Source organism: Streptomyces sp. LMG1-1-1.1 (assembly GCF_040815545.1).
Lineage (GTDB): Bacteria > Actinomycetota > Actinomycetes > Streptomycetales > Streptomycetaceae > Streptomyces.
This window is the reverse complement of the sequence record NZ_JBFPNH010000001.1, coordinates 250,824-274,605: the sequence shown is the minus strand read 5'-3', so window position 1 is coordinate 274,605 and position 23,782 is coordinate 250,824. Positions and strand designations below refer to the sequence as shown.

Here is a 23,782-nt window from a genome sequence, read left to right as displayed (position 1 = left end):
ATTCGCCCCCGGGGGACGTACCGTCCGGTCGGTAACAGCGCCGGGGCGACCGTGACTTGACCACCTCACCAGCCCTGACCTGTGGGAACACGGAATGTCCCGGCTTGGTGAAGGCCCTCCCGCCGGGCAGGCGGGTGGGGTACCGTCACCCGCGCCGAACGGAGTGCGACAAGAGGCTTTCCAGCCATCGAGCCGTCGAGGAGCAGGTCAGTGCGCGAGTTCACCGTGCCGCCCGTCGAGGCGGCGCCTCAGGTCGGCGGTCTGGCGGACGCCGTGTTCGAACGTGCCGCGACCGAGCCCGGCCGGATCTCGCTCGGCCGCAAGGGACCGGACGGCGAGTGGCGGGACGTGACCGCCGCCGGCTTCCGGGACGAGGTGCTCGGCCTCGCGAAGGGCCTGATCGCGGAGGGGGTGCGGTTCGGCGACCGGGTCGCGATCATGGCCCGCACCCGCTACGAGTGGACGCTGTTCGACTTCGCGCTGTGGGCCGTGGGCGCCCAGCCCGTCCCCGTCTATCCGACCTCCTCCGCCGAGCAGGTCTTCTGGATGCTGTACGACTCCGAGGTCACGGCGTGCGTGGTGGAGCACGAGGACCACGCGATGACGATCGGCTCGGTCATCGACCGGCTGCCCCGGCTCCAGCGGCTCTGGCAGCTGGACTCGGGCGCGGTGGCCGAGCTGACGGCGGCCGGCACGGACATCGACGAGGAGGTTGTCCACCGGCACCGGCGGGCGGTGACCCCCGAGACGGTGGCGACGATCATCTACACGTCGGGGACGACCGGCCGCCCGAAGGGCTGTGTGATCACCCACGCGAACCTCATGTTCGAGACGGACATGCTGATGGGCCGCTGGGAGCCGGTGTTCCGTTCCCAGCCGGGGGAACAGGCGTCGACCCTGCTGTTCCTGCCGCTCGCGCACGTCTTCGGACGGATGGTGGAGGTCGCGGCGGTCCGGGGCGGGGTGAAGCTGGGACACCAGCCGGTGATGGCCGCCGCCGAGCTGCTCCCGGATCTTGCGGCGTTCCGGCCGAGTTTCGTGCTGGCCGTTCCGTACGTCTTCGAGAAGGTCTTCCACGCGGCCCGGCGCAAGGCGGAGAGCGAGGGGAAGGCCGGCCCGTTCGACAAGGCCGTGGAGGTGGCCGTCGGGTACGCGGAGGCCTTGGAGCAGAAGGTGTTCGGGACCGGCCCCGGGCCGTCCGCGGCGCTGCGGGTGCAGCACCAGTTCTTCGAGAAGACGGTGTACGGGAAGGTCCGGGCCGCCCTGGGCGGGCGGGTCCGGCACGCGATGTCCGGCGGTTCGGCGATGGACCGCCGGCAGGGCCTGTTCTTCGCGGGCGCCGGGATCACGGTCTTCGAGGGGTACGGGCTGACCGAGTCGTCGGCGGCCGCCACCGCGAACCCGCCCGACCGGACCAAGTACGGCACGGTCGGACAGCCGGTGCCCGGCACGACGGTGCACATCGCGGAGGACGGCGAGATCTGGCTGCACGGCGGCCAGGTCTTCTCGGGCTACCTCAACGACCCGGAGGCGACCGCCGCCGTCCTCAACGACGGCTGGCTGGCCACCGGGGACCTCGGCGCCCTCGACGACGACGGCTATCTGACCATCACGGGGCGGAAGAAGGAGATCCTCGTGACGTCGGGCGGCAAGAGCGTCGCGCCCGCCGGACTCGAGGAGCGGGTGCGCGCGCACCCGCTGATCGCCCAGTGCATCGTCGTCGGCAACGACCGGCCGTACGTCGCCGCCCTCGTCACCGTCGACCAGGAGGCGGTGGAGCACTGGCTCGCGATGCAGGGCCGGGCGCCGCTCGCGCCGGCGGAGCTGGTGCGCGATCCCTCGCTGGAGACGGAGATCCGGCGGGGGGTGGTGGCGGCGAACACGCTGGTCTCGCAGGCCGAGTCGATCCGCACGTTCCGGATCCTGGCGCATCCCTTCAGCGAGGAACACGGGCTGCTCACCCCGTCGCTGAAGCTGAAGCGGAAGGCGATCGAGCGGGCGTACGCGGCGGAGGTCGAGGCGCTCTACGGCTGACCGGCGGGCCGGAATGCGGAACGTTCCGTGATCGTTGACGCTGGGAGTACCTCCGTACAGCCAGCGACGACGACGTAAGGATTCATCCCACGTGAGCACGGACAGCAACGTTCCCTCGGTCACCCTCAACAACGGCGTCCTGATGCCGCAGCTGGGCTACGGCGTCTGGCAGGTGCCGGACGACGAGGCGGCGACGGCCGTGGCGACCGCCCTGGAGGCCGGCTACCGCTCGATCGACACCGCCGCGATCTACCAGAACGAGGTGGGCACGGGGCAGGCCGTCGCCGCCTCGGGGATCCCCCGCGAGGAACTGTTCGTCACCACCAAGCTGTGGAACAGCGAGCAGGGCTACGACACGACGCTGAAGGCCTTCGACGCCTCGCTCGACAAGCTGGGCCTCGACTACGTCGACCTGTACCTGATCCACTGGCCGGTGCCGACGAAGGACGCGTACGTGGACACGTACCGCGCGTTCGAGAAGATCCTCGCGGACGGGCGCGCCAAGGCGATCGGCGTCTCCAACTTCCTTCCGGAGCACCTGGAGCGGCTGATCGGCGAGACCTCGGTCGTGCCCGCCGTCAACCAGATCGAGCTCCACCCGCAGCTCCCGCAGCAGGCGTCCCGCGAGGAGCACGCCCGGCTCGGCATCGCCACCGAGGCCTGGTCGCCGCTCGGCCAGGGCCGCGGCCTCCTGGAGGTCCCGGCCATCGTCGCCATCGCCCAGAAGCACGGCCGGACGCCGGCCCAGGTGGTGCTGCGCTGGCACCTCCAGCTGGGGAACGTGGTGATCCCGAAGTCGGTCACCCCGTCGCGCATCCGGGAGAACATCGACGTCTTCGGCTTCGAGCTGGACGCCGAGGACCTGGCCGCCGTCGACGCCCTCGACGAGAACCGCCGTCTCGGCCCGAACCCGGCCGAGTTCAACGTCGGCGCCTGAAGGACACGGAAGAGCCTGCCGCACCGCGCCGCCTCGGCGGTGCGGCGGCGCCTCGGGAACGGACGGAGGGCCCGGTGACCGCGAGTGCCGGGCCGGGTGACCGGCGATGGCGGGACCGGTGATCGTGAGTGTCGGGCCGGGTGACCGCCGACGGCGGGGCCGGTGGCCCTGCCCCGGGCTCAGTAGCCGTCGACGCCCAATTCGGTGATCGAGGCGAAGAGGTGCTCCCACACCTCCGCGCCGGGCGCTCCCTCGGCCAGCGCCACGGCGTCCACCTCCGCCATGGCACGGAGGAACGCCTTCACGCCGTCCTCGCCTTCGTACGGATCCCAGCACGCGCCCATGTACCGGCGGACCCCCTCCAGGAACCGGACGAAGGAGTCCAGGTCGCGGACGAGCGGGAACACGGCGTCGCCGCCGGGGCCGTGGCTGCCGTCCGGCTGCCGCATGCCGACCGCGCCGGTCACCGGGTCCAGGAACACCTCGCCGGGGTCGCAGTAGCCGAGGTCGAACGAGCCGACGCGGAGCAGGCCCTCCGGGCCGGGTTCCAGGAAGGCGGCCGCCGCCGCGAACGACGTGACGCCCGCCGCCCAGTGGCGCGGCAGACCGGCCTCGGCGAGCAGGACGCGGGTGGGCGCGTGGACGAGAGCCGCGGGCAGATCGTCCGCCGCGACCCGGACGACCCCGGCGGCTCCGAACACCGCGTCGAGCCGGGCCGCGGTGAGAGGACCCGCGGTGTCCCTCGTGCCGGGGCGGAACCACGGTCCGCCGTCCGCCGGTGTCCGCTCCGAGGCGTCGGCGCCGCCCGTCGGCCAGTCGGCGAGGGCCGCGTCGTTCCGCTCGACGACGACCACCCCGCGCGCGTCCAAGAAGACCGAGCGGCCGCCCTCCAGCGGGATCGGCTCCTCCCAGCCGTCGGGGGCGCGCAGGGCCCAGGACTCCTCGTCGGCGTCGAACAGCCAGGGCCCGTCCGGCTCCACGTCGTCCCGGGGCTCGGCGCCGTCGGCGGGGGCGGGGAGGACCCGTCCGGACGCCGGGTCGAGCCAGGTGTCCGGGCACCACAGCGCCCAGATCCTGAGCAGCGGCCGCCCGTCGGCCTCGTACATCTCGGCGGAGCGGTCGCCGCTGAGGTTCGGCTCGGCCTCGTACGCGCCGACCGGACGCCACCACGCCCACACCGTCCGCCACGGAAGCCCGGGTTCGGCGGCGGCCACCTGCTCGGCGTACGCGCGGTGGCCGAGGACGGTCGCCGCGAAGTGCAGCCACGAGGCGAACTCGGCGGAGGTCACGGGAGCGGCACCGAAGACGGCCTCGGCCTGGGTGAACACCTCGCGGCCCACCCCGCCGTCGCCCCCCGGCAGGGCGTCGAGGAGGGTGCGGAGCTCGGCGCGGTCGTGGCGCAGGACCCGGGCGGGGTCGTCGAGCAGGGAACGGAGATCGGGATCGGTCACCGGCCCCATGGTGTCAGGCCCGGCCCGCTGTCGTACCCGCGACGTAGAGTCGTCGACGCCCGGCGGGGCCGCCCCGCGGCCCGCGCGCCGCGCGTCCAACAGCCTGGCGAAGTGAAGGAGTCGGTGTGGTGAGCGGTTCTCCGGGGCCCGTGGAGGAGGGCCTCTACCGGGTGCGGAACGTGGCGAGCGGCTTGCTGCTCGAGGTGTACCAGGGGTCGAAGCGCAGCGGCGCCAACGTGCAGCAGGGCACCGAGAACGGAACTCCCGGGCAGCACTGGCACATCAGGCCCGTGCCGAACGGCGGCGGGCTGTACCACCTGGTGAACGCGGCGAGCGGGAAGCGCCTCGACGTCGCGAACGCGTCCACGGAGAACGGCGCCAACATCCAGCAGTGGACGGCGAACAACTTCGGCGCGCAGGAATGGATCATCGAGCAGGACCTCCAGTCGCCGGGGACGGTGGCCCTGGTGAGCTTCGTCAGCGGGCTGCTCCTGGAGGTCGCGGCCGGATCGACGGATGACGGCGGCGACGTCCGGCAGTGGGAGGACACCGACTCCCCGTTCCAGTGGTGGCGGTTGGAGTCGGTGTCCTGACGCGTCGCGCCCGGTCCGTCAGCCCTTGCGGGCGGTGTGGACCGTGCGGGCCGTGAGGTGGAACAGGTCGCCGCGGTGGTGCAGCGACGCCCGGTCGGCGGGGTCAAGGAGCCGGTCGAGCGTCGCCTTGTCGTCCGCGTCGAGCCGGGCGGCGACGCCGTCCCGCAGACGCGTGTAGTGGGAGACCGCCAGCTCCCGTACGACCGGGGACACCGGCGCGGGGATGTCGGTGAGGAAGGTGCGGGTGCCGGCCGGGGTCAGTCCGGCGCCGGCGAGGAGGGCCCGCCAGTCGTCCGGCTCGTCCTTGGCGCCGGGGAGATCGGCGCGCATCTCGCCGAACCAGTCCGCCTGGGCGGCGTCGAGCCGGGCCTCCAGGCCCGGCCGGCCGATCCCGATGTGCCAGGGCAGGTGGCGGAGGGGCAGCCCGCCCTCGACGAGGACCATCAGGCCGCCGGGGTGGAGCAGTTCGGCGAACGCCGCGAGCGCGGCCCCCTGGTCGCCCATGTGGTGCATGGAGTTGCCCGCCCAGATGATGTCGGCGCTCCCCAAGGAGCCGATGGCCTCGGGGAGTTCGGCGTGCAGGGTCGAGACCCGGGCGCCGAGCCCGCGGGCTTCGGCGTAGGTCCGGGCGCGGGCGAGGAGTGCGGGGCTGCCGTCGACGGCCACCGCCTCGGCACCCGGGAACGCCTCCGCGAGCAGGCTCGTGACGACGCCCGGGCCGCTGCCGACGTCGAGGATCCGGCGGACGCCCGGCACCGGGGCGAGCGTGCCGAGCCAGGCGGCCGCGTCCGCGTACGCGGAGCCCGCGACCTCGGCCTGCCGCTCCAGGAGCGGGCCCAGCTCGGCCCAGTCCAGGTGGGTGCCGTCGTGGTGGTGACCGCCGTGGCCGTGCCGGTGACCGCCGGAGTGCCCGTCGCCGTGCGGGTCGACGGCGTCGGTGTGCGCCTCGGTGTGCTGGGTGCCGTGGCCCTCGCCGTGCGAGTGGCCGGGGTGGGATCCGTGATGCTGGCTCATGCGACCAGGGTGCGTCGGGGCCGCGCGGAGCGCGAGAAATGTTGCCGGTCCGGCAAACGGTGCCGGGGCGGCGTCCGTCACTCCCTGGCGGTCCGGTGCTCCTGCGGGCTGATCCCCCGTACCCGCTTGAAGGCGGCGCTCAGGGCGAACGCGCCGCTGTAGCCGACCCGCCGGGCGACGGCCTCGACCGTGGCGTCCGGCTCGCGCAGCAGGTCGGCGGCGAGGGCGATCCGCCAGCCGGTGAGGTACGCCATCGGGGGCTCGCCGACGAGCGTCGTGAAGCGGCGGGCGAGCGCGGCCCGGGACACGCCCGCCTTCGCGGCGAGCGAGGCGACGGTCCACGGGTGGGCGGGATCGTTCTGGAGGAGCCGGAGCGCCCGGCCGACGACCGGATCGCCCATGGCGCGGTACCAGGCGGGCGCCTCGGCGCCGGGCCGGGCGAACCAGGCGCGGACGGCGGCGATGAGCAGCAGGTCGAGGACCCGGTCGAGGACGACGGACTGGCCGGGCTCGTCGCGGGAGATCTCCTCGTCGAGGAAGGGCATGAGCGGGCAGTTCCACACGTCCGCGGGCAGGTGCACGAGTCCCGGCAGGGCGTCGAGGAGCCGGCGGCCGACCTCGCCGTCCATCAGGTACGTGCCGACGAGGACCGTCGTGCCGCCGTCCGGCGCGTTGCCCCACGTGCGGACGCCGAGCCGCATGCTCTGCGAGAGGGGCTCGCCGCTGAGGGTGGTGCAGGTGCCGTCGGGTCCGATGCGGGCGCGCGGCGGCGCGTCGGGGGTGTCGGCGACCGTGTACGGCTCCGGGCCGCAGGCGATGGCGATGTCCCCGGGGCGCAGGAGGACGGGAGCGCCGGTGTCGGGGACGATCCACGCCTCGCCGTCGGTGACGCACATGAGGCAGATCGGGGCCTCGTCCTCGATGCGCACGGACCACGGCGGTTCCATGATCATGCGCAGCAGGAAGGCGCCCTTGGCGCGTGGACCGTCGAGGAGTCCGGCGAGTGCGTCCATGGTGGGCAAGGGTAGAGCGTGCGCGCGGGTGAGACGGAGGCGTAGGCCCGTGAGACGGCGGAGCATGGGCGGCGGGGGCCGCCGGCGGGAGTCTTGAGCCATGACGACGAACACGCAGCAGACGCAGCCCGCATCGACCACCCGCGCCACGACGGTCCTGGTGACCAGTGCCACCGGCAAGACCGGTCGGCGCGTGGCCGAACGCCTCACGGCACTCGGCGCCACGGTCCGCGCCGGGTCCCGCAGCGGGGCGACCCCCTTCGACTGGGAGGCCCCGGAGACCTGGGCCGCCGCGCTCCGGGGCGCGGACGCCGCCTACGTGGCCTACTACCCGGACCTGGCCGCCCCCGGCGCGGTCGAGGCGATGGAGACCTTCGGCCGGCTGGCCGTGGAGAACGGCGTACGACGGCTCACGCTCCTCTCCGGGCGCGGGGAGCCGGAGGCGGTCCTGGCGGAGGAGTCCCTCCGCGCCGCGGCCTCCGGGGCCGAACTGACCGTCGTACGGGCCTCGTTCTTCGCGCAGAACTTCTCGGAGGGACTGCTCGCGGAGGGCGTCGCCGAAGGCGCGGTCGTCTTCCCCGCGGGGGACACCGCCGAGCCCTTCATCGACGCGGACGACCTCGCGGACGTCGTCGTCGAGACCCTGACGGCGGACGGTCACGCCGGGCGGGTGCACGAGGTGACCGGCCCCCGGCCGCTGTCCTTCGCCGAGGTCGCCGCGGAGATCTCCCGCGCCTCGGGCCGCCCGGTGGTCTACGCGCCGGTGTCCGAGGCCGACTACGCCGGACTGCTCGCCGGATTCGGCCTCCCGGCGCCCGAGGCGGAGTGGCTCGCCGCCCTGTTCGCGACGCTCCTCGACGGCCACAACGCCTCCGCGACGGACGGCGTGAAGCGCATCCTGGGCCGCGAGCCGCGCTCCTTCGCCGACTTCGCGACGGAGACGTGGGGCGGACCGGTCGCCTGAGGCGGGGGCCGGGGGTCGGGGGCGGGGGCAGGGGCAGGGCCGGGGGCGAAGCCGGGGGCGCGGTCGGTGACGACCGGACCACGGTGACGCGGTCGGTGACGGCCGGTGACGGGGTCGGTGACGGCCGGGGGCGTGGTGCTCCCCTCAGCCGTATCGCTCCGCCAGCGTCCGTACGGTCGCGGCGATGCGGTCGCGGAGGTCCTCGGGAGCGAGGACCTCGACGTCCGCGCCGAGTCCCAGGAAGGTGTCGTGGGCGTGCCGCGGCGATTCCACGGGGAGGGTGGCGCGGGTCCAGCCGTCCGGTTCGGGCGTGCCGGTGGCGGCGAGGGCCCGGGCGGCGGCTCCGGTGAGCCGGGCGGCGCCGCGCGCGGAGATCCGTACGACGGCCTCGCCCTGGTGGAGCCGCCGGTGGAAGTCGGTCCCGCTCGCCCGCCAGTGCGCGGCGAGCTCGAAGTCCGCCGGGATCACGGCCTCGTCGTCGGTGACGGTGAGCGCGAGGATCTGGTCCACGCGGTAGGTGCGCGGTCCGGGCCCGGCGATCAGGTACCAGCGGCCGGCCTTCAGCACGAGACCGTACGGCTCCAGGCGCCGGTCGACGTCGGTCGGCTCCTTCCAGCGCCGGTAGCGGACCTCGACGACGCGGCCGGTGCGGACGGCGTCGGCGACCTCCGGCAGGAACGGGGCCTCGTCGCCCTCGTCGTACCAGCCGGGGGCGTCGATGAGGAAGCGGGCCCGCAGCCGGTCGACGTGCTCGCGCAGGGCCGCCGGGAGCGCCGCGCGCAGCTTCAGCTGGGCGTCGGCGAAGTGCGGTCCGAGCCCGAGTCCTTCGGCGGCCCCGGGCATGCCGGCCAGGACCAGCGCCTCCGCCTCGGGGGCGAAGAGGCCGGTGAGGCGGGTGCGGTGTCCCGGCAGGAGCCGGTAGCCGCCGCGGTGCCCGGCGTCCCCGTACAGCGGGACCCCGGCGGCGTGCAGCGCCTCGACGTCCCGGTAGACGGTGCGGACGGACACCCCGAGCTCCTCGGCGAGCCGGCCGGCGGTCATCCGGCCGCCGGTCTGGAGCAGCAGGAGGATCGAGAGGAGACGACTGGACTTCACTGACACAAGGTGTCAGTGAAGGGCTCGTACGGTCCAGCCATGGCTTTCGCAGAGAAGAACCTCCTCGCCCTGCCGCCGGTCGAGATCGCCGGGCGGCACCTCAAGCGCTACCACGTCACCTCCGATCCCGCGGGCATCGAACCCGAGGTGGAGCGGGCCGCGTACGCCCTCCTGCCGGAGCTGCTCCCCGAGCCGGACGGCACTCCGGCCGCGGGCTTCGTGGTGCTCCACCGCGGCGGCGACACCGGCGCCTACCTCAACACGTACAGCTGGGTCTGGGACAACGTGCTCCACTTCCGCGGCGCGGCCGCCGGCCAGCCCGCCCTCGACTGCCCCGACACCGATCCGGCGCACTTCGTCCGGACCGAACGCCCCTGGATCGGCTGCGTGTGGGAGCTGGCGCCGCTCGGACACGAACGGAGCGCCTGGATACGGCACATGCTCGCGCCGGAGACTCCGGATCTGGCCGCCTACCTCGGCGACGCGCTCCCCTCCGGTACCACGGCCACGGGGGCGAGCGCGTGACGCACCACGGCTTCGACTTCCTCGACGGCGCGTGGACGGTCCGCAACCGGCGCCTCGCCGACTTCCTCGACCCGGCCGGCGGCTGGGAGGAGTTCGACGGGCACACGACGGGACGGCTCTTCTGGGACGGGCGCGCCCATGTCGACGAGATCGTGTTCCCGTCGAAGGGGTTCAGCGGGCTGACGCTGCGGCTGTACGAGCCGGAGACCGGCGAGTGGACCCTGAACTGGTCCGACAGCCGTACGGGAACGCTCTGCCCGCCGGTCAGGGGCCGGTTCGCCGAGGACGGGTCGGGCGTCTTCGAAGGGACCGACAGCTACCGGGGACGTCCGGTCCTGGTGCGGTTCCGCTGGTCCGGGATCGGTCCGGACACGGCCCGCTGGGAGCAGGCGTTCGCGCCGGACGATCACGGGGCCGGGGCGCGGTGGGTGACGAACTGGGTGATGGAGTTCAGCCGCGCCGACGGGTGAGGCTCGGCCGCGCCGGGGGGTGGGGGCTCGGCCGCGCCGACGCGTGAGGGCTCAGGCGCGCCGACGGGTGAGGGCTCAGGCGCACCGACGCGTGAGGGCTCAGGCGCACCGGCAGGTGAGGGGTCAGCCGCGCCTGACGAAGCTCGCCAGCCGGTAGCGGGGGTCGGCGCGGCGGCGGTCCTGGTCCGGGAGGGTGCCGAGGGCGGCGGCGAGGGTCTCGGTGGTCGCGGGGTCTCCGCTGAACCAGGAGGCGAAGTAGCCGGCGCGCAGTTTGCGCACGGTGTCGCGCGGGGTGGCGCCCTGGCCGTGGCCGGTGAAGAGGGCGCCGGGGGCGGGGTCGAGGCCGTGGGCGGCGGCGTGCGCGGTGACGAGGTCGGCGCGGTCGGAGGCCGGTGCGGCCGAGCGGAGCGGGCGGAGGACCTCGTCGATGTCGCTGCCGACGTCGTGGGCGGCGTCCTTGTCGACGGTGGCGACGAGGACGCCGCCGGGCCGCAGCACTCGGGCCGCCTCGGCGACGATCTCCGGCGCGAAGGGGACGAGGTGCAGCAGCCAGACGGCCGAGACCGCGTCCACCGAGGCGTCGGGCAGCGGCAGCCGCCGGGCGTCGGCCCGCACGGTCCGGCCGGGGACGCGTCCGGCGGCCGTCCGCAGCATCGCGTGGGCGGCGTCGGCTCCGTACACGCCGAGGCCCGGCCTGGTGAGCCGCTCGGTGACGAGGCCGGTGCCGCAGGCCAGGTCGAGCAGGGTGCGGGCACCGGGCGGCACCAGGGACAGGACGGCCCGCGCCGCGGCCTCGGCCCGGGGCACGCCGCCCCGGGTCCGGTCGTAGTGCGCTGCCTCTGCCTCGTAGTCGAGCACGGTCTCAGCCATGCGGATGATCTTACGAGCGCCGGGGCACGAGGGGTCAGTTCGCGCCGTGGCCCGGGGCGATCCCCTCGACGCGCTCGGCGAGTTCGAAGTCCTTCTCGGTGACGGCACCGCCCGCGGAATGGGTGTTCACGGAGAGGGCGACCGTGTTGTAGCCGAGGGTGAGGTCGGAGTGGTGGTCCAGCTCCTGCTGGATCTGCGCCACGTGCACGACGAGGGCCGTCGCGGCGAAGTGGTCGCCGAGCCGGTAGGTCCGGGAGAGCCGGTCCTCGTCGACGGACCAGCCGGGGAGCTCCCGCAGTCGGTCCTCGATCTCCTTCTGCGACAGCGGCTGTGTGGCCACGGCGGTGCTCCCTCCGGTCGGGCGGTGCGGGTGACGGGGTGACGGACAGGGGCCCCGGGAGAAACCTACCCGGGTCCCCCTCTGGGATACCGTCTGGCCATGACAACTGTCGTGAGCGACACGGGGGTAGGGCCACTGCTGCGCGGATGGCGCGAGCAGCGCAGACTGAGCCAGCTGGAGCTGGCTCTGCGCGCCGACTCCTCGGCGCGGCACATCTCCTTCGTCGAGACGGGCCGCTCCCGGCCGAGCGAGGAGATGGTCCTCAGGCTCGCCGAGCACCTGGACGTGCCGATGCGGGAGCGCAACGCCCTGCTGCTCGCGGCCGGATACGCCCCCCGCTACACGGAGTCGCCGCTCGACGCCCCCCGCCTCGAAGCGCTGCGGGAAGGCATCGAGCGGCTGCTCCAGGGCTACGACCCGTATCCGGCGCTCGTGGTGGACGGCTCGTACACGGTCGTCGCGGCCAACCAGGGCATCGGCCTGCTCCTCGCCGGCCTCCCGGAGCACCTGCTCACTCCCCCGCTGAACGCCATGCGGATCACCCTCCACCCGGAGGGCCTCGCCCCCCGGATCCTCAACCTCCGCGAGTGGCGGCACCACCTGCTCGCCCAGATGGAGCGTCAGATCGGCCTGGCGCGCTCCGAGTCGCTGCGCGCCCTGTACGAGGAGGTGGCCGCCTACCCGCTACCGCCGGGCGCCGATGCCGACGAGACCCCGGAGGAGGAGCCGTACCCCTACTTCGCGCTGCCGATGCGCATCGCCCACGACGGTCAGGTCCTGTCCTTCGTCTCGTCGATCTCGACGTTCAACACCCCGATGGACGTGACCGTCGCCGAGCTGGCCATCGAGACCTTCCTCCCGGCCGACGCGGCGACGGTCGCGTACCTCCGGTCACTCAGCGGCTAGCCGCCCGCAGGGCCGCCCACTGCAGTCCGGCGAACCCTGCGACGGTCGCCGCCTGCATCGGCGTCCACAGCAGCCCCGCCGTCGTCGGCTCCAGCCAGGCCACCAGCGCGACGACGCTCAGCAGCGCCCACACCACGTTGGCGTCCACGACCGCCTTCACCGCGACCGCCGCCGGCCGCTGCCTGCTCGCCAGCCACGCCACCCCCGCGGCGAACGCCGTCAGAAACAACCCCAGTTCGAACAGCAGCCCCGCATCGACCCCCAGCACCTCCCCCAACGGACCCGACGCGGCCACGTACGCGATCCCGTTCGCCCCCGTCACCACCGCGTCGAGGGCCAGGAAGCGGCGCACCGCCACCTCGGGGCGCGTCGTGCGAGCGAGACCGGCGAGCAGAGTCTGGGACATGGCGAATCACCCTCCACGGGGGACGTTCGTGCTGGTAGTGGTCCCGAAGCCCGAGCGGAGTGCGCCGCCCGGGTTCCGGTGACCACGAGCATGCCGCCCGGCCGGGAAGGGGTCGATTACGCGGGAGGTAATGCCGAAGGTAGGGCGGAGGCGATGCGGGAGGCGATGCGCGAGGTAATGCCGTCAGCGGTGCCGGAGTTCGGACGGCGGGTCGGCGGGGCGTGGGCGTGGGTATTGTTCGCGCCGGGGTGGCCGAGAGCGGTCGCTTCGGAGGGGGAGACAGAGATGGCGTGGAACAGGGAACGGGCCCGGATGGTGGCCACCGCGGACGATCACAAGGTGACGCCGGCGGAGCTCTTCTTCGACCTGGTGTTCGTGTACGCGATCACGCAGGTCACGGCGCTCATGGCGGCGGCGCCGTCGCCGGTGCGGGTGGTCGGCGGGATGGTGGTGCTCGCGCTGCTGTGGTGGTGCTGGTGCTGCTTCGCGTGGCTGGGGAACGTCGTACGGGCCGACTCCGGGGCGCTGTTCGCGGTGCTCGTCACCGTGATGGCCGTCGTGCTGATCGTCTCGCTCGCCGTTCCCGAGGTCTTCGCCGACGCGCCCGGCGGGTTGTCGGCGCCGCTGCTCTTCGTGCTCTGCTACGGAGCCGTGCGGGTCCTGCATCTCGCCTCGTACTGGATCTCCAGCCCCGGGGACCGCGCGCTGCGCGCCACGCTTCGGCGTACGGCGCTGGTGTCGGTGGCTCCCCCGCTGGTGCTGCTGCTGATCGGGACCGCGTACAGCGGCCGGGTCCAACTCCTCCTGTGGCTCGGCGCGGTGGCCGTCGACTACGGCGGCGTCTACGTCACCGGCTCGTCCGGCTGGCGGGTCAACTCGCCCGGCCACTTCGCCGAGCGCCACGGCCTGATCGTCATCATCGCGCTCGGCGAGTCCATCGTCGCGATGGGCGTCGGCGTCGGCGGCTTCCCGCTCACCTACGCCGTGCTCGGCGCTTCGGCCGCCGGGCTGCTCCTCTCGGCCGGGCTGTGGCGGCTGTACTTCCGGCAGCTCGGCGAGGCCGCCGAACACCAGCTCACGTCCCTCGACGGCGACGACCGCACCCGCTTCGCCCGTGACGTGTACACCTTCCTCCACCTGCCCCTCGTCGCCGGTGTCGTGCTCTGCGCCCTCGGCATGAAGAAGGTCCTGCAGCAGGTCGCCGACACCGGCCACTACGGTCTCGCCGAGCCCCTCCACGGCGTCGTCGCCTGGTCCCTCACCGGCGGCGTCGGCGTCTTCCTCCTCGGCTCGGCCGCCATCGTCCTCCGCACCTCGGGCCGCCGCCCCACCGCCCTCGCCACCGGCGGCGTCTGCTGCCTGGCCGCCGGGCCCCTCGTCGGCCTCGTCCCCGCCCTCCTCGCCCTCACCGTCCTCGCCGTCGCCGCCGCGGGCCTCGTCGGCCTGCACGGCCGCCGGACGCCGACACCGGTCGGCGCGGCGGAACCGGCCTGAGACGCGAGCGAGGCCGGGCGACGTGAGGCCGCCCGGCCGGGCAGTGACCCGCAGGGTCAGCGGCCGCGCTCTTCCCGCGACGGGCGCGGCTCGGGCGCCGGGGCGGGTGTCCGAGTAGCGGCCTCGGGCGCCGAGCGGTCGGCGCGCTGGGCGCGGGAGGCCTCGGCGCGCAGCAGGGCCTTGAGGACGGCGTACGGATCGACGGGCATGGCAAAGCTCCTCGTGGTGCGGGGGTGATGTCAGGACGACTGCCGCGAGGCTCGGGCCTCTCAGCAGCGCATCACCACGCACCGGAGCGCGTCACCGCGCGGGGCGGGTACGGACGCGGGGGCGGGAGCGCGCGACGGCCGACGTGCTCCGCGAGGGCGCGGCCGGACGGGGATCGGACGCACTCCCCCGCGACGCCGTCGCGCCCGGCCGGGCAGCCAGACCTCGCCGACCGCCGGTTCGTACGTCTCCCCGCCCGCGTCGGACACCGGCGACGCCGCGGCGGGACGGAGTTCGCCACCGCCACCGAGCGCTCCCGCCGCCCCGGCACCGAACAGCGCCCCGAGGACGAGGACCAGCACGATCCACCGACGCCGGACCGACCCCGGACGCACCGGCCGGCCCGCCGTACGGGCGGTCCTGCGGGTCATCCGGCGCACGGGGCTCACGGTGAACCGTCCTGCCCCGCCGACACCTCCGAGAGGCGCACCCGACGCCAGATCCGCCCGAGCGGCGTAAGGACTGTTCCCTCAGGTCCCCGAATGACGTGTCCCCGGGAGACCATGTCCGCGGGGACCCGTCTCGCCGCGCCTCAGGCGATGGTCACCGTGTAGTGGGACTGGAAGAGCCCTTCGGTGTAGGGCTCGACGTAGACGCTGCCGGTGTTCATCGTGGCCAGGTCGGTGATGAGCTGTCCCGCCGCGTCCGTCGTGCGCGCCGCGTTGCCGGCCATCTTGTGTGACCAGTACCCCTCGGCGTGCCAGCGGTAGAAGTGGAAGTCCCGCAAGCCCTGCGGATGGGTGGATGTGGGCGGGAATCGGCCTGTGTACAGGGCCACGATGAGCCGCATGCTCCCGGAGCGGCAGGGGAAGCCGTACAGCGTGAGCCCGTCCTTGTAGAGTCCGACGGCGACCTGGTAGCCGTACACGGTCGTCTCGGGGATCTCGTAGTAGTGCGCGCGCCCCGGCCGCGCGAACCTGTCGACCCGAAGGCCGACCGCGTACGCGTAGCAGTTGTTGTACGGCTCGACCGCCGGATGGTTCCAGAACGCCGGGTCGAAGGGCGCGCTGTCATAGGGACAGGACACGGTTCTCTCACGGAGAGCGCTCAGTTGCTCCAGCATCTTCTCGCTCATGCCGGACTTCGTCGTCTCTCCGGGCGGCGCGTGCTGCGTCGCCGTGTCGGGCCCGTTCCCGACGGCTCGCGCGATCTCCGCCTGCGCGGTCTCCCGCACCTGTTCCGCGTACGCCGTCGATCCGACCGCGACCCCTCCCCCCTCACCGAGGTCGTACGGGATGGTCGCGAGGAGGCGATCGGCCAGTTCCGCGCCGGCGGACGCGTCCTTCGCCCCGCCGCCTCCCAGCTTGAAACTCTGGGGGAACTCAGCGAGTTCGACGCCCTCGCTCCCGAGGCCGTCGGTGAGGTCCACCCGCAGACCGCGGAAACCGAGGCCGGTGTAGCCGCTGTCCAGCTCCGCGACGGCGTCACGTCCCTGCCCCAGGAGGCTCACCAACTCGCGCACCTGATCCGGATCCGTGACCTCCCAGGTGGGATTGGGCCGCCCCGAGAACATGTCGACGGTCAATCGAAGACCCATGATGACGACTCCTTCGTCCTGACTATCCCGTAGCGGGGGTCAGGCAGAGGTTCTGCGTCGTACCCTCCATGGTCGATCTGACGAGCACGACGTACAGGTTGAGGTATCCCTCGCGCATGATGCGCACGCCGTACGCCTCCCACTCGCCGGGGACGACGGCGTTGAACTTGGCATCCCAGCCGAACAGGTAGGTGTAGGTCCCGTCGGTGATCCAGGACCATGGCAGCGGCGCCCCGCTGACGCAGTCGGTGAGACTGAGCGTGACGAGCCACGGGGCGAATCCGCCTTCTTCCCTCGCCGGCGCGGCCTTGCCACCGAGGATCGAGCCGTCGTCGAAGTACCCGACGCCGGTCTCGGAGCCGGCGACCCTGGCCGCCGTCCGGGCCAGGCTCGTGCGGACGGGACCGGCGGGGACCGTACCCCCGGGGCCGGGAGTCCCGGCCTCCCGCAGCGCCGTGCGTACGGCCGCCGTGACCTTGACGGCGAGATCGCGCTCGTCGGTCACGGGGAACAACTGCTCCGGTACGTAGGGCCTGAGGGAGCGCACTTCCAGGTACTCCCCACCGACGGTCAGCCGCTCACCGTTCAGCTTCTTCTCCAGGTCGTCGAGACTCTCCAGAGGCAACAACTCCCGGATCTGAAGGCCTATTTCGTGTGCCAGCGCGGCCTCGGGGTTGGCTTGCAGCAGGGACGCCTCGAAGGACGCGTAAGAGGTACGGGCTTCCTGGTCCACCGTCATCAGCTCCTGGGTTTGGTCACCGCGGGTGATGAACGCCGCGTGGCGCGAACGCAGAGTGCGTACGGGAGGAAGGTGGAAACGAGAGACCCGGAGGCGTGTCCTGGGCCCCCTGCCAGACGGCGCGTCGCGCCTACTTCACCAGTCTGTTCCCCGTGAACAGAGGTCGCAAGTTGCGGCGAACGGGCGTTCAGATCAGTGCTTTTCGTCCGGTACGAAGGGGAGGGCGGCTTCGGTTCGGGGGGTGGACGGGGAGGGGGTGAGGGGGATCTGGGGGCCTGAGGTTTCGCGGAGCCAGCGGCGGAGGACGCGGTGGACGTGTTCGGCGCCGACGAGTTCGGAGCCCGGGGGGACGGGTGGGGAGAGGTCGGGAGGGGACAGGAGGAAGGGGTGGGATTGTTCGCCGCCGAGGCCGCCGTGGGAGCCGATCTGTTCCTCGAAGGCGTGGACGGTGCCGGTCGCGGGGTCGTACATCGAGTTGACCATGATGTCGGCGACGTGGGGGAAGCCGTCGGTGCGTCGGACGGCGTCGGCCGCGCCGCGTCCGAAGACGGCCAGGGGGCCGGTGTCGGTGAGCTCGGCGAGGGGTACTTCGGCGCCGTCGCGGGAGAGGAGGACCGAACCGTGTTCGGCGCTGGCGACGAGGAGGAAGCCGACGCCGGGGTGGTGGGCGAGGGTGCGGAGGAGCGCGGGGTGGCGCCGGTCGATCTCCTCGCGGGTCATGCGGTGCGGCACGTCGGGGAAGGACACCAGGCCGAGGTTGCCGGAGGCGAGGACGAGCGGCTCGGAGAGCTTGGCGGGCAGTTCGCGGTCCGCCTCGCCGGACTCGTCGACGGGCCGGTGGAGCGCGCTCCGCAGCGCGTCCCTGGCGGCGTCCCGCGCCTCCGAACCGCTGCGGGTGCGGCGTACCCGGCGCGGCACCGGGAGCCCGCACCCGGCCCGTACGAGGTCCTTGAGGGTCAGCCCGTACGCGCCTTCGAAGGTCTCGCCGGGGCTCTGTCCGTGGTCGGAGAGGAGGACGATGCGGTACGGCCGCGGGGCGTGCTCGGCGACGGTGGCGATGAGCGCGATGGCGCGGTCGAGGCGGCGCAGGACCTGGTCGGTGTCGCGGCCGTGCGGGCCCGAGTGGTGCGCCACCTCGTCGTAGGCCACGAGGTCGGCGTAGACGGCGGTCCGCCCGGCCAGCATGTCGCCCATCACCGCGGACACGACGACGTCCCGCTCGACGACCGTCGCGAAGGCGCGGACGAAGGGGTAGGTGCCGCCGCGCGAGACGCGCGGCGCCTCGCGGCGCAGCCGGGCCCGGGTCGACTGGCCCATCTCGCGGAAGCACTCGGTGACGAGCGATCCGGCGGTGCGGACGGCGTTGGCCGGGTCGGCGAAGTACGCGAAGTAGCCCGCCCGGGAGCGGTTGCGACGCCCGCGCCGGGCGGCCATCGACAGGACGAGCGCGAGCTGGTCGGCGCCGCCGCTGAAGAGGTTGCCGCGGGACGCTCCGTCGACGGTGAGCAGCCCGCCGTCGCCGGTGCGGCGCACGGCCCGGCGCTGGAGCTCCACGGCGCCGGCCGGCCGGTTCGACACCATCACGCGGCCGGTGTCCTTCTCGTACCAGCGGAAGGCGGGCACGTCCTCGTTGCTGCCGTGCAGGATGCCGAGCTGGCTCGCGCCGGTCTGGCTCGACCAGTCGGTGCGCCAGGGGGTGAGCCGGTGGCCCGCGTCCAGCCAGCCCGCGACGGTCGGCATGAGGCCGTCGTCGACGGCGCCGCGCAGCACGTGGTGGCCGACGCCGTCGAGCTGCAGGAAGACCGTCCCGGGGACGGCCTCCGGGGCGTCGCCGGGGTCGCGGGGCCGGGTGCGCCCGGTGAGCCGGTACAGACGGCGGCGGTAGGCGTCGTCGTCGCGGACGGCAAGGGCCGTGGACGTGGCGGACGCCACGGCCGACATGACGGCCGCGACCACGACGGCGGTCTCGGGGTCGGCGGCGCCGCGCCCGTCGGGGATCAGCCAGAGCGCGACGATCAGCAGCGAGCCGTTGAGGAAGAAGACGAGCAGTCCGAGGACGAGCGCCGGGACGAGCAGCAGGGCCCTGACGAGCAGCGGCCAGACGAGCGCCCCCAGCAGACCGAAGGCGCCGGCGGCCGTGGCGGCGGTGAGGGCCGTCCTCGTGAAGGTGTCACCGTCGGCGGACTGGAGCTCGAAGGCCGGCAGCAGCCCGGCCAGGGCGAGCATCGTGAGCGTGGACACCGCCCACACCGCGACCACCCGCGTCACCGTCCTGCCCGCGGACCGCCAGCGGTCGGCGCCACCCCATCGCCCGTCACCCACGCCCGCTTCACCTTTCGCCCGTTTCCTGCCCCAAGCGTGGCACAACACCCACGGCCGGGTCGGCGAACGGGTGACGGCCGGCCGCCCGGGTGTGTCAGGTCGGCGCCCCGCGTGACGGCGAATGCCGCCGCCCCACCCGGTCGCCGGTCGGAAGGCGCCGTGCGCGGTCACCGGTCGTGAGGTGCCGTTCCTGACCGGGTCCCGTCCGGAGCCGCCGCACCGGGTCACCGGCCCGAAGGCGCCGTGCCCGAGCAGGCCCGCCGTCAGGTGCCGTCGTAGCCCGCGGTCGGCATGGAGAGGCGGCGGTGGACGACGGCCTTGGCGGCGGCGTCGTAGGCGGGTTCGTCGGGGCGGACGGTCTCGACCCGGACCCCGCGGCGCTCGCACTCGGCGCGGAAGCCGGGGACGGAGGTCAGGGCGCGGGCGAGGACGCGCTCGTTGGCGGCGACGAAGAGGTCGACCGCCCCCGCTTCCACGTCCACCCACAGCGCCTCGTGGTCGGGCCTGATGCCGTAGAACAGCAGCCGGCGGGCGATCACGTATCCCCTGTCGTCGGCCCAGCGGGCGCAGATCGCGTGCTGGGCGCGCGTGTCGACAAGGAAGGGGTCGCTGTCCAGCTCTTCGAGCGGGGTGAGGCTGGCGATCGCCGCCACCCGAACGTCGTCCATGGACCGACCCTACTGGGGAACGGCACGGCCGAACATCCTCCGGAGGACGCTCCGGACATTTACCCTCGTTACGGAGTTACGGAACGGCCGCGGACATGGGCGTCGCGGCCGGAGCCCCCGAGGACGGAAGGCGGCATGCCGGTGGAGGTCACCTGGTGGGGTCACGCGACCTGCACGGTCGAGGACTCCGGGGTCCGCTTCCTCACCGACCCGCTGTTCGCCCGGCGCCTCGCCCATCTGCGAAGGCGACGCGGCGCCCTGCCGCCGCCGGAGGCCGCCCGCGCCGAGGCCGTCCTGGTCTCGCACCTGCACGCCGACCACCTTCATCTGCCGTCGCTCGGCCTGCTGCCGCCCGGGACGCGGATCGTCGTGCCGCGCGGGGCGCCCGCCGCCGTGCCGGGCCTGCGCAGGCTCGACGGCAACGGGCTTCGGCTGACGGAGGTGGAGCCGGGCGACACGGTGACGGTGGAGGGCGTGACCGTACGGGCCGTGCCGGCGCTGCACGACGGGCGGCGCCTGCCGGTCGGGCCGCACCGGGCCCCCGCGCTGGGGTACGTCGTCGAGGGCGAGGCGCGGACGTACTTCGCCGGGGACACCGGTCTGTTCGACGGCATGGCGGAGGCGGTCGGGCCGGTGGACGTGGCCCTGCTGCCGGTCGGCGGCTGGGGTCCGTACCTGGGGCACGGTCACCTCGACGCGGGGCGGGCGGCCGAGGCGCTCGCCGCGCTCTCCCCGGCGGCGGCGGTGCCGGTGCACTACGGCACGTACTGGCCGATCGGGCTCGACGGGGTCCGGCCGCACGAGTTCCACGCCCCGGGTGACGAGTTCGTCCGGCACGCGGCGCGGCTCGCCCCGAAGGTGGCGGTGCACCTGCTGGGCCACGGTGAGAGGGTGCGGCCGGAGGTCGCCCGGTGATCGGTGGGTTCACCGGGATGGTCTCGGCGGTGCGGGAGCTGCCGCCGGAGTCGACGCAGCAGGCCGTCGGCTATCCGTCGCTGTTCCTGCTCGTCGCGCTGGGTGCGCTGGTGCCGATCGTGCCGACGGGTGCGATCGTCAGCTCGGCGGCGGTGGTCGCCTTCCACCAGAGTTCGCCGACGGCCCTGCTCTTCGTCTTCCTGGTGGCGGCCTTCGCCGCGTGGCTCGGGGACACGGCGCTGTACTGGCTGGGGCAGCGCGGGGTCCGTTCCCGCAACGGTTCGCGGTGGCTCGCAGCGCTGCGCGGCCGGGTCACCCCCGAGCGGCTCTCCCAGGCGCAGGAGCGGCTGGAGACGCATCAGGTGTCGGTGCTCGTGCTGTCCCGTCTGGTGCCGGCGGGCCGGATCCCGGTGATGCTGGCCTGCCTGCTCGCCGGGATGCCGCTCCGCCGGTTCGTCCGGGGCGACCTGGCGGCCTGCCTGGCGTGGGCGGCGACGTACCAGCTGATCGGCATCCTGGGCGGTTCGCTCTTCCCGGAGCCCTGGCAGGGTGTCGTGGCGGCGGTGGGCCTCACGGTGCTCTTCAGCGCGGTTCCCGGACTGTGGCGGCGGCTGCGCGGAGGGCGGCGGACCGGAGGGGGCGGCGCGTCCGGGGACGGTGCGTCCGGAAGCGGCGGCGTGGCCGGGAACGGCGTGCCAGGGAACGGCGGCATGTCCGGGAACGGCGTGTCAGGGCACGAGCACCCGTGAGCCGCCGACCGGCAGGTCCCAGAGCTCCTCGCGGGGAAGCCCGGCCTTCTCCCAGGCGGCCCTGACCCGGGTGAGGGGTTCGAGGACGGGCTCGGAGGAGAGGACGAAGGTCGCCCAGTGCATGGGGGCCATCCGGCGTGCCCCGAGGTCCTGGTGGGCGCGGACCGCTTCCTCGGGGTCGGTGTGGACGTCGCTGAGCCACCAGCGCGGGTCGTACGCGCCGATGGGGAGCAGCGCCAGGTCGATCCCGGGGTAGCGGCGGCCGATCTCGGCGAACCAGTGGCCGTATCCGGTGTCCCCGGCGAAGTGGACGCGGCGCCCGGAGCGGTCGGTGAGCACCCAGCCGCCCCACAGGGAGCGGCAGGTGTCCAGGAGGGTGCGCTTGGACCAGTGGTGGGCCGGGACGAAGTCGAAGCGCACGCCGTCGAGTTCGGCCGCCTCCCACCAGTCGAGCTCGGTGACGCGGTGGAACCCCCGGCGGGCGAACCAGCGGCCGAGTCCGGCGGGGACGAAGACCGGCGTGTGGCGGGGCAGTCGTCTGAGGGTGGGGGCGTCGAGGTGGTCGAAGTGGTTGTGGCTGATGACGACGGCGTCGACGGCCGGCAGGTCCTCCCAGCGGACCCCGACGGGGGTGAGCCGGGCCGGGGTGCCGAAGATGCGCCGGGACCAGACCGGGTCGGTGAGGACGGTGAGGCCGCCGATGCGCAGGACCCAACTGGCGTGCCCCGCCCAGGTGACGGCGAGCGTGTCGGGCCCGGCGGGCGGCAGCGGGCCGGGTTCGAAGGGCAGGAGGGGGGTGTCGCGGAGGCCTTCGGGACGGGGGCGTAGGGCGCCTTCGCGGGCGAGGCGCGCGAGGGCGCGGACGCCGGGGAGGGGCGCGGTGAGCCGGTCGACGAAGGTGCGGGGCCAGTCGTGGCGCAGCCGGCCGACGGGCTGGAGCACCGGGGTGGGCGCCGAAGTGGGGGCGGGGGCGGGAGCCTTGGCGGCATCGGGGTGGGGCGCGGCCTGTGCGGCCCGGGCGGGATGTGCCGTGCGCTCGGTCATCTGCGGGCTCCGTTCTGCGCGGCTCGGGCGGGGCGTCGCCGGTGCGGGGGGCGGTCGGCGGGGTTCCGGCGGTGCGGGGTGCGGGGTGCCACGTACCAGTGCGGGGTGCGCGGTTCGAGGTCCGGTCGGGCGCCGCTCGGGCACGCCGTCACCGGAGTTCCTCCAGGGCTCCTGCGAACTCGGCGAGTTTCCTGGCCACATGGGGAAGGTCGAGGGGGTCCCGCGCGTCGAGGGTCTCGGCGCGTTCCGCCTCGGTGGTGCCCAGGAACATGACGGTGCCGAACCTGACGCGGAGCGCGCCGAGTTCGTCGCCGAAGCGGTGGCCGCCGGGGGCGGGTGCGCCGAGCCGTGCGGTGAGGTGGCTCTCCAGCTCCAGGGAGTCGGTGACACCGCGGGCGGCGAGGCCGGAGCGGAGCGGGCCGAGGTCGGCGTAGAGGTGGCGGCCGGCCTGCGGGGGCCTGGCGAGGGCTCCGGCGGCGAGGACGGCGCGGTGCGCGGCCGCGGCGAGGCGTCCGTGGACGGCGGCGGCGTGCCGGGCCCGTACGGTGACGTCCTCGGGTTCGTCGAGGGCGTGCGCGGCGGCGGGGGCCACCGGGCCGGGGACGACGGCTCCGAGGGCGGTGAGCACGTCGAGGACGCGGGCCCTGCGGTCGGTCCAGCGGTCGGCGCGCGAGGGGTCCGTGGGCGGGAAGCGGGCGGCGGCGCAGGGCCAGGCGGTCGGGGCGAGGGCGCCGCCGAGGTCGCTGAGGACGGTGACGTCGTCGGGGCACATCTCGGCGGGGCTGAGGAGCACGGTGTCGTGGGGGTGGTGGAGGGTGTCGCGCCAGGTCTCGTCGCTGATGACGTGCAGTCCCTCGGCGACGGCGGCTTCGCAGGCCTCGCGGACGATCTCGGGCGGGGCGACGGTGGCGGTGGGGTCGTCGGCGACCGAGAGCAGCAGGACCCGGGGGTCGCCGCCTTCGGCGCGGACGCGCCGGACGGTCTCCAGGAGGGCGTACGGGTCGGGGACGCCGCCGCACTCGGCGGGGGTGGGCACGTGGTAGGCCGGGCGGCCGAGGAGCCGGGCCTGCGGGGTCCACCAGGCGGGGCAGGGCCGGGGCAGCAGGAGGTCGCCGCCGTGGGCGGCGATCAGGGCGAGGAGGAGGGCGGGGGCGCCGGGGGCGGCGACCACGTCCTCGGGGTGGGTGCGCAGGCCGCGGCGCCACCAGTAGCCGGCGGCGGCCTCCCGGAGGACGGGCCCGCCGCCGGGCGGCTCGGCGACCGTCCGCGCGGCGGCCGCGGCGAGGAGGGCGGCGAGTCCGGGCAGGACCGGCAGGCCGGTGTCGGGCGCGGGGGGGCCGTAGCGCACCGGGCCGCGGCCTTCCGGAGCCGTCTGCCGCATGTCCCGTCCCTCCTGAGCGCACGGGGGCGCCGGGCAGGCACCCCCGTG

Annotated in this window: 24 protein-coding genes; 10 read left to right on the top strand and 14 right to left on the bottom strand. The window is 74.2% G+C overall.

Annotation, left to right across the window (positions count from 1 at the left end):
* Window positions 1-210 precede the first annotated feature (210 nt).
* Both MRBLMG1_RS01070 and MRBLMG1_RS01065 read left to right on the top strand, forming a co-directional pair.
* A complete protein-coding gene (locus MRBLMG1_RS01070; RefSeq protein ID WP_367819737.1) occupies window positions 211-2,034 on the top strand; it encodes an AMP-dependent synthetase/ligase in 1,824 nt (607 codons plus the stop codon).
* A 142-nt stretch (window positions 2,035-2,176) separates the two neighbouring features.
* Window positions 2,177-2,971 carry an aldo/keto reductase gene (locus tag MRBLMG1_RS01065; protein ID WP_367820286.1) on the top strand — a complete coding sequence of 265 codons (795 nt, stop codon included), beginning with the start codon at window positions 2,177-2,179 and terminating at the stop codon, window positions 2,969-2,971.
* 179 nt (window positions 2,972-3,150) lie between these two features.
* Here MRBLMG1_RS01065 and MRBLMG1_RS01060 read toward each other — a convergent pair whose 3' ends face one another.
* Complete coding sequence (locus tag MRBLMG1_RS01060; protein WP_367819736.1) at window positions 3,151-4,422, bottom strand: SUKH-4 family immunity protein; 1,272 nt, start codon at window positions 4,420-4,422, stop codon at window positions 3,151-3,153.
* Between the two features lie 128 nt (window positions 4,423-4,550).
* Here MRBLMG1_RS01060 and MRBLMG1_RS01055 point away from each other — a divergent pair, with 128 nt between their 5' ends.
* On the top strand, window positions 4,551-5,015 hold the full coding sequence (locus MRBLMG1_RS01055) for an RICIN domain-containing protein (RefSeq protein WP_367819734.1): 465 nt from the start codon (window positions 4,551-4,553) through the stop codon (window positions 5,013-5,015).
* An 18-nt stretch (window positions 5,016-5,033) separates the two neighbouring features.
* Here MRBLMG1_RS01055 and MRBLMG1_RS01050 read toward each other — a convergent pair whose 3' ends face one another.
* Together MRBLMG1_RS01050 and MRBLMG1_RS01045 are read right to left on the bottom strand one after the other, a co-directional pair.
* The gene (locus tag MRBLMG1_RS01050; protein WP_367819733.1) at window positions 5,034-6,029 is read right to left on the bottom strand and encodes a class I SAM-dependent methyltransferase; all 996 of its coding nucleotides are present in this window, start codon (window positions 6,027-6,029) and stop codon (window positions 5,034-5,036) included.
* A gap of 77 nt (window positions 6,030-6,106) precedes the next feature.
* Window positions 6,107-7,042: an AraC family transcriptional regulator gene (locus MRBLMG1_RS01045; protein ID WP_367819731.1), complete on the bottom strand. Its 936-nt coding sequence runs from the start codon at window positions 7,040-7,042 to the stop codon at window positions 6,107-6,109.
* Window positions 7,043-7,142: 100 nt separating this feature from the next.
* Between MRBLMG1_RS01045 and MRBLMG1_RS01040 the strand changes: the two genes are divergently transcribed.
* On the top strand, window positions 7,143-8,006 hold the full coding sequence (locus MRBLMG1_RS01040; RefSeq protein ID WP_367819729.1) for an NmrA family transcriptional regulator: 864 nt from the start codon (window positions 7,143-7,145) through the stop codon (window positions 8,004-8,006).
* Between the two features lie 144 nt (window positions 8,007-8,150).
* On the opposite strand, the gene MRBLMG1_RS01035 is transcribed toward MRBLMG1_RS01040, so the two are convergent.
* A complete protein-coding gene (locus MRBLMG1_RS01035) occupies window positions 8,151-9,101 on the bottom strand; it encodes a helix-turn-helix transcriptional regulator (protein ID WP_367819727.1) in 951 nt (316 codons plus the stop codon).
* A gap of 39 nt (window positions 9,102-9,140) precedes the next feature.
* Between MRBLMG1_RS01035 and MRBLMG1_RS01030 the strand changes: the two genes are divergently transcribed.
* Window positions 9,141-9,626, top strand: a complete 486-nt coding sequence (locus MRBLMG1_RS01030; protein ID WP_367819725.1) for a hypothetical protein — start codon at window positions 9,141-9,143, stop codon at window positions 9,624-9,626.
* Complete coding sequence (locus tag MRBLMG1_RS01025; RefSeq protein WP_367819724.1) at window positions 9,623-10,096, top strand: hypothetical protein; 474 nt, start codon at window positions 9,623-9,625, stop codon at window positions 10,094-10,096. The genes MRBLMG1_RS01030 and MRBLMG1_RS01025 overlap by 4 nt, the downstream gene beginning before the upstream one ends.
* A gap of 123 nt (window positions 10,097-10,219) precedes the next feature.
* On the opposite strand, the gene MRBLMG1_RS01020 is transcribed toward MRBLMG1_RS01025, so the two are convergent.
* Complete coding sequence (locus MRBLMG1_RS01020; protein ID WP_367819722.1) at window positions 10,220-10,966, bottom strand: class I SAM-dependent methyltransferase; 747 nt, start codon at window positions 10,964-10,966, stop codon at window positions 10,220-10,222.
* A 34-nt stretch (window positions 10,967-11,000) separates the two neighbouring features.
* Complete coding sequence (locus tag MRBLMG1_RS01015; protein ID WP_367819720.1) at window positions 11,001-11,306, bottom strand: 4a-hydroxytetrahydrobiopterin dehydratase; 306 nt, start codon at window positions 11,304-11,306, stop codon at window positions 11,001-11,003.
* Between the two features lie 99 nt (window positions 11,307-11,405).
* On the opposite strand from MRBLMG1_RS01015, the gene MRBLMG1_RS01010 reads away from it, so the two are divergent.
* Window positions 11,406-12,212: a helix-turn-helix domain-containing protein gene (locus tag MRBLMG1_RS01010; protein WP_367819719.1), complete on the top strand. Its 807-nt coding sequence runs from the start codon at window positions 11,406-11,408 to the stop codon at window positions 12,210-12,212.
* On the opposite strand, the gene MRBLMG1_RS01005 is transcribed toward MRBLMG1_RS01010, so the two are convergent.
* A complete protein-coding gene (locus tag MRBLMG1_RS01005; RefSeq protein WP_367819717.1) occupies window positions 12,202-12,618 on the bottom strand; it encodes a hypothetical protein in 417 nt (138 codons plus the stop codon). The two genes, MRBLMG1_RS01010 and MRBLMG1_RS01005, sit on opposite strands and share 11 nt — an antisense overlap.
* Before the next feature lie 285 nt (window positions 12,619-12,903).
* Between MRBLMG1_RS01005 and MRBLMG1_RS01000 the strand changes: the two genes are divergently transcribed.
* On the top strand, window positions 12,904-14,112 hold the full coding sequence (locus tag MRBLMG1_RS01000) for a low temperature requirement protein A (protein WP_367819715.1): 1,209 nt from the start codon (window positions 12,904-12,906) through the stop codon (window positions 14,110-14,112).
* Between the two features lie 56 nt (window positions 14,113-14,168).
* Here the strand turns inward: MRBLMG1_RS01000 and MRBLMG1_RS00995 are convergent, their stop codons facing one another.
* From MRBLMG1_RS00995 to MRBLMG1_RS00975, 5 genes are all read right to left on the bottom strand, one after another.
* The gene (locus tag MRBLMG1_RS00995) at window positions 14,169-14,321 is read right to left on the bottom strand and encodes a hypothetical protein (protein ID WP_367819714.1); all 153 of its coding nucleotides are present in this window, start codon (window positions 14,319-14,321) and stop codon (window positions 14,169-14,171) included.
* 590 nt (window positions 14,322-14,911) lie between these two features.
* Window positions 14,912-15,916 (bottom strand): hypothetical protein, encoded by a 1,005-nt coding sequence (locus MRBLMG1_RS00990; protein WP_367819713.1) that lies wholly within the window; start codon window positions 15,914-15,916, stop codon window positions 14,912-14,914.
* A 22-nt stretch (window positions 15,917-15,938) separates the two neighbouring features.
* Window positions 15,939-16,655 carry a hypothetical protein gene (locus MRBLMG1_RS00985; protein ID WP_367819712.1) on the bottom strand — a complete coding sequence of 239 codons (717 nt, stop codon included), beginning with the start codon at window positions 16,653-16,655 and terminating at the stop codon, window positions 15,939-15,941.
* A 192-nt stretch (window positions 16,656-16,847) separates the two neighbouring features.
* Window positions 16,848-18,977, bottom strand: a complete 2,130-nt coding sequence (locus MRBLMG1_RS00980; protein ID WP_367819710.1) for a phage holin family protein — start codon at window positions 18,975-18,977, stop codon at window positions 16,848-16,850.
* Between the two features lie 263 nt (window positions 18,978-19,240).
* A complete protein-coding gene (locus MRBLMG1_RS00975) occupies window positions 19,241-19,645 on the bottom strand; it encodes a hypothetical protein (RefSeq protein ID WP_367819709.1) in 405 nt (134 codons plus the stop codon).
* Between the two features lie 135 nt (window positions 19,646-19,780).
* Here MRBLMG1_RS00975 and MRBLMG1_RS00970 point away from each other — a divergent pair, with 135 nt between their 5' ends.
* Together MRBLMG1_RS00970 and MRBLMG1_RS00965 are read left to right on the top strand one after the other, a co-directional pair.
* Window positions 19,781-20,560 carry an MBL fold metallo-hydrolase gene (locus tag MRBLMG1_RS00970; RefSeq protein WP_367819707.1) on the top strand — a complete coding sequence of 260 codons (780 nt, stop codon included), beginning with the start codon at window positions 19,781-19,783 and terminating at the stop codon, window positions 20,558-20,560.
* On the top strand, window positions 20,557-21,309 hold the full coding sequence (locus MRBLMG1_RS00965; RefSeq protein WP_414721451.1) for a DedA family protein: 753 nt from the start codon (window positions 20,557-20,559) through the stop codon (window positions 21,307-21,309). Before MRBLMG1_RS00970 ends, MRBLMG1_RS00965 begins: the two co-directional genes overlap by 4 nt.
* Here MRBLMG1_RS00965 and MRBLMG1_RS00960 read toward each other — a convergent pair.
* Together MRBLMG1_RS00960 and MRBLMG1_RS00955 are read right to left on the bottom strand one after the other, a co-directional pair.
* Window positions 21,289-22,353, bottom strand: a complete 1,065-nt coding sequence (locus tag MRBLMG1_RS00960) for an MBL fold metallo-hydrolase (protein WP_367819705.1) — start codon at window positions 22,351-22,353, stop codon at window positions 21,289-21,291. The two genes, MRBLMG1_RS00965 and MRBLMG1_RS00960, sit on opposite strands and share 21 nt — an antisense overlap.
* 148 nt (window positions 22,354-22,501) lie before the next feature.
* Window positions 22,502-23,734 carry an aminotransferase class I/II-fold pyridoxal phosphate-dependent enzyme gene (locus MRBLMG1_RS00955; protein WP_367819703.1) on the bottom strand — a complete coding sequence of 411 codons (1,233 nt, stop codon included), beginning with the start codon at window positions 23,732-23,734 and terminating at the stop codon, window positions 22,502-22,504.
* Window positions 23,735-23,782 lie beyond the last annotated feature (48 nt).

Coding starts and splice junctions, on each gene's coding strand:
- MRBLMG1_RS00995 (WP_367819714.1), bottom strand. CDS start 14,321: ATGCCCGTCGATCCGTACGCCGTCCTCAAGGCCCTGCTGCGCGCCGAG.
- MRBLMG1_RS00985 (WP_367819712.1), bottom strand. CDS start 16,655: ATGACGGTGGACCAGGAAGCCCGTACCTCTTACGCGTCCTTCGAGGCG.
- MRBLMG1_RS01020 (WP_367819722.1), bottom strand. CDS start 10,966: ATGGCTGAGACCGTGCTCGACTACGAGGCAGAGGCAGCGCACTACGAC.
- MRBLMG1_RS00975 (WP_367819709.1), bottom strand. CDS start 19,645: ATGGACGACGTTCGGGTGGCGGCGATCGCCAGCCTCACCCCGCTCGAA.
- MRBLMG1_RS00970 (WP_367819707.1), top strand. CDS start 19,781: ATGCCGGTGGAGGTCACCTGGTGGGGTCACGCGACCTGCACGGTCGAG.
- MRBLMG1_RS00960 (WP_367819705.1), bottom strand. CDS start 22,353: ATGACCGAGCGCACGGCACATCCCGCCCGGGCCGCACAGGCCGCGCCC.
- MRBLMG1_RS00990 (WP_367819713.1), bottom strand. CDS start 15,916: ATGGGTCTTCGATTGACCGTCGACATGTTCTCGGGGCGGCCCAATCCC.
- MRBLMG1_RS01010 (WP_367819719.1), top strand. CDS start 11,406: ATGACAACTGTCGTGAGCGACACGGGGGTAGGGCCACTGCTGCGCGGA.
- MRBLMG1_RS01040 (WP_367819729.1), top strand. CDS start 7,143: ATGACGACGAACACGCAGCAGACGCAGCCCGCATCGACCACCCGCGCC.
- MRBLMG1_RS01065 (WP_367820286.1), top strand. CDS start 2,177: ATGCCGCAGCTGGGCTACGGCGTCTGGCAGGTGCCGGACGACGAGGCG.
- MRBLMG1_RS01000 (WP_367819715.1), top strand. CDS start 12,904: ATGGCGTGGAACAGGGAACGGGCCCGGATGGTGGCCACCGCGGACGAT.
- MRBLMG1_RS01050 (WP_367819733.1), bottom strand. CDS start 6,029: ATGAGCCAGCATCACGGATCCCACCCCGGCCACTCGCACGGCGAGGGC.
- MRBLMG1_RS01005 (WP_367819717.1), bottom strand. CDS start 12,618: ATGTCCCAGACTCTGCTCGCCGGTCTCGCTCGCACGACGCGCCCCGAG.
- MRBLMG1_RS01030 (WP_367819725.1), top strand. CDS start 9,141: ATGGCTTTCGCAGAGAAGAACCTCCTCGCCCTGCCGCCGGTCGAGATC.
- MRBLMG1_RS01045 (WP_367819731.1), bottom strand. CDS start 7,042: ATGGACGCACTCGCCGGACTCCTCGACGGTCCACGCGCCAAGGGCGCC.
- MRBLMG1_RS00955 (WP_367819703.1), bottom strand. CDS start 23,734: ATGCGGCAGACGGCTCCGGAAGGCCGCGGCCCGGTGCGCTACGGCCCC.